At 66.9% G+C, this 3,828-nt stretch carries 3 protein-coding genes; all 3 read right to left on the minus strand.

The annotated features are described in order from the left end of the window. On the minus strand, positions 1 to 1,350 hold a 1,350-nt coding region (purH, locus tag EOD07_RS26110), incomplete at its 3' end, for a bifunctional phosphoribosylaminoimidazolecarboxamide formyltransferase/IMP cyclohydrolase (protein WP_127237463.1). A 112-nt stretch (positions 1,351 to 1,462) separates the two neighbouring features. Then, positions 1,463 to 3,187: a heparinase II/III family protein gene (locus EOD07_RS26115; RefSeq protein ID WP_127237464.1), complete on the minus strand. Its 1,725-nt coding sequence runs from the start codon at positions 3,185 to 3,187 to the stop codon at positions 1,463 to 1,465. Between the two features lie 160 nt (positions 3,188 to 3,347). Next, positions 3,348 to 3,828: AraC family transcriptional regulator (locus EOD07_RS26120; protein ID WP_164772530.1), on the minus strand; the 481-nt coding region annotated here is incomplete at its 5' end.

Genomic DNA, 3,828 nt, shown 5'->3' on the forward strand with positions numbered 1-3,828 from the left:
CATCTGGCCGGCGCCGATGCCGACCGTCGCTCCGTCCTTCACGTAGACGATGGCATTCGACTTGACGTGCTTGGCGACGCGGAAGGCGAATTTGAGGTCGGCCAGCTCGGCCGGCGTCGGCGCACGCTTGGTCACCACTTTCAATTCGAGGTCGTCGACCACGGCGTTGTCGCGGCTTTGCACCAGCAACCCGCCGGCCACCGATTTCACCGTCGTGCCGGCGGCGCGCGGGTCGGGCAGGCCGCCGGCGACCAGCAGACGCAAATTCTTCTTCGCCGCGACGATCGCGGCGGCTTCGTCGGTGGCGTCGGGCGCGATGATGACCTCGGTGAAGGTCTTCACGATCTCTTCCGCCGCTTCGGCGTCGAGGATGCGGTTCATGGCGACGATGCCGCCGAAGGCCGAGACCGGGTCGCAGGCCAGCGCCTTGGCATAGGCCGCCTTCAGCGATGAGCCTTCGGCGACGCCGCAAGGGTTGGCGTGCTTGATGATGGCGATCGCCGCGGAGCGGACGGGATCGAACTCGCCGACCAGCTCGAAGGCGGCGTCGGTATCGTTGATGTTGTTGTAGGAGAGTTGCTTGCCCTGCAACTGCCTTGCCGTCGCCACGCCCGGCCGCTTGTCGCCCGACAGGTAGAAGCCCGCGCTCTGATGCGGGTTCTCGCCATAGCGCATCACCTGGTCGAGCCGGCCGCCGAAAGCGCGCCATGTCGGATGCTCGATCTCGAGCGCCTCGGCGAACCAGCCCGAGATCGCCGCGTCATAGGTCGCGGTGCGGGCAAAGGCCTTGGCCGCCAGCATCTTGCGGAAGTCGAGCGAGAGCGAGCCAAGATTCATCTCCAGCGCGTTGACGACCGACGCATAATCGGCCGGGTCGGTGACGATGGCGACATAGGCGTGGTTCTTGGCCGAGGCGCGGATCATCGCCGGCCCGCCGATGTCGATGTTCTCGACGATCGAGGCGTAGCCGGCACCGGAGCGGCGGACCTCCTCGAACGGGTAGAGGTTCGAGACGACGAGATCGATCGGCTCGATGTGATGGTCGCGCATGGCCTTGGCATGGTCGGCATCGTCGCGGATGCCGAGCAGCGCGCCATGCACGGACGGATGCAAGGTCTTCACCCGCCCGTCCATGATCTCGGGAAAGCCGGTGAGGTCGGAGACGTCGCGCACCGCAAGGCCAGCCTCGGCGATGGCCTTTGCCGTGCCGCCCGTCGAGACCAATTCGACGCCGGCAGCGGCGAGCGCCTTGGCGAAGTCGATCAGGCCGGTCTTGTCGAAGACGGAAAGCAGGGCGCGGCGCACCGGAACGAGATCCGGCGCCGGAATGTTTTTCGTGGGCACGGCCATGGCGGGCGGCCTTTCAGAGCTGTTGGAAGGGACGTTGGCCGGCCCTAGCATATGAGCCCCGGAAATCAAGTGAATCTGGGGTCAGGCGCGCAGCCGCGTTTGCCGGGCAGGCTCAGTTGTTTTCGGGATAGCCGGCGACAATGGTGCGGGTCAGCTGCCAATGGACCTCGGCAATCTCCGAGGCCTTGAAGGCGAGCACGATCTGCCGGCTGCGGCGCGGACCGCTCAGGCCGGCGAAATAGATCGATTCCTCGACCTCCGGCACCACTTCGGCGCAGGTGAAGACCCAGCTGTCGCCCTGCGCGGCGGCAAGCGTCAGCCGGTCGTGGTCGTCCTGCAGCAGGGTGATGTCGGGATGGACGTGGAAGCGCACCGTGACGAAGTCGCGGCCATTGTTGCGAATCGCCGCATTGCCCGGGCGCAGGAAACGGTCGCGCCCGGCAAGCACATTGCCGTTCGTGCCGAGCTTCAGCTCGCGCTCATGCAGGAAGCCGAATTGCTGGACATAGCCGTCATGGCGGGCGACGAAGCCCTGCATGCCCTTCTGGTCGAGGCGCTTGCAGGGCACATGCTGCGGACCGCCGATCAGGGGCGAGCCCAAAAGGTCGCTGACGCGCAGCGAGTGGCTGAAGCGCGCCGACGAGGTGTCGTTGATCGTCGCGGTCGAGTGCGCGGCGGTGGCGCGGGCCAGCGGCCGGAATTCCGGGGCGCCGTAGGTGTCGATGCCGGCATTGACGATGAAGTGCTGGCGCCCGGAGGAAAGCTCGAAGGCGAGGCAGCCGGCATGCGCTGCGTTGGAGACGTCGACAGGCGGCGGCAGGCCGGTGTCGGCGATCACCGTCACGCCGCCCATCGACAGGCGCTCATAGCCGGAATGCGGCGCGTGCAACAGCGGCGCGCCCACCGTGTCGTCATGGCGCATGATGGTGGCGATGCGGTCGTGGATGGTGGCGCCCATGCCGTTGAAGCGGGCAAGGCTGCCGTCCTGGTGGCGGAAGAAACGCAGCGCCGGCAGCATGCGGTCGATGGCGCCGATCAGGGCCGCCGGCGGCGCCTCGGCCTGGTTGGCATAGGTCTGGCGCAGCGGCAGGAGATCGGCCAGCAGTTCCAGCACCGCCATCGGCTTGCGCGAGATGTGGCCGCCATCGGGCAGGATCTGGCGGTCGAGCTCCTCGGCAAGGTTGCGTGTCGCGGCACGCAGCGCCGAGGCCGGCGCCGGCAACGACAGCGCCGCGAAGGCGAGCGCGATGCGGGCGCGCAGCCTGGCCTCGCCATCCGGCATCTCGCGCGCCATCGAGCGCAGGTAGCGGATCTGCACGGCGAGCGATTTGAGGAAAGCGCGATAGAAGGGGAATTCGGCGCCTTGCAGCACCACCGAAGAATGCTGCAGCCAGGCGATCACCCGCTTGGCGGTCGTGCCTGGCTCCCAGGCGACGCCCGAAATCTGGTTGCCGTGCATGGCGATCCAGTCGGTCACCAGGGCTCTCGCATTGGCGGCGGCGAGCTCGGTGCCGGTGGCGCGCATATGGCGCAGCCAGCGGAAGCCGTGCAGCGATTTCTGCCAGCCGCGATTGGGCACGTCGAGTTGGAAGGGCGAGGTGCCGCCGGTCTCGACCATATGGCCGGACAGCGGATAGCGGCCATAATAAATCTCCAGCGCGATCTGCGGATCGGCGAGCCGCAGGTCGGGCGGGGCGATCAGGACGCGTTCGGGGGTGCGGCCGGAATAGCGCCAGCGATAAACCGGGCCAGCGCGAAGGCGCCGGCGCGTCTTGCGCCAGAACTCCTTCGCGACCAGCGTCCACAGACGCGTCGTGCTGGAGGCAACAAGTGCCAATAGCCCTCCTGATGTCCCCTAACCCAAGCACAAGCTTATGCGATTCAAGAACTTATGCGAAGGCGGATTTCGCCGAAGTGAACCACTTCACGCCGTAGCAGTGGGGTCTTCCCTAAAAAAGTCAGGGGTTTCCGGGGCAAATCGCCAGCGGCGCGGCGGCTTATGTCCTCCTGTGGCGGCGACGGAACTCGCTCGGCGAGCAATTTTCCCGGCCCCGAAAAAGCCGGGAAAAGTAGAAGGCGTCGACAAACCCGACAGCCTGCGCCACGGCCTCGACGGGCGAATCGGTCGCCGCCAGCAGTTGCTTGGCGCGGTCGAGCCGGATGCGCAATTGGAATGATTTTGGCGACAGGCCGGTGTGCAGCGCGAATCTGCGCCGCAACGTCGCCGGCGACATGTCGAACCTCAAGGCAAAGGCGGTGAAGTCGATCGGCTCGAAAGCATGGTCGCGCAGGTCTTCGACGGCGGCGCGGATATCCGGATGGAACTCACTGCCGCCGCTTTGGCGCCCTGCCTGGCTCGCAGCCTGCACGACCAGTCGATGTATGGTGGCGGTAGCCTCCGCCTGGCCTAGCGGCGTGTCCGGGGCGAGCTCGGCGTGGAGCCGGTCGAACAGAAGCCGCATGCCGCCGAGGTCGGAC

Source organism: Mesorhizobium sp. M2C.T.Ca.TU.002.02.1.1, from assembly GCF_003997225.1.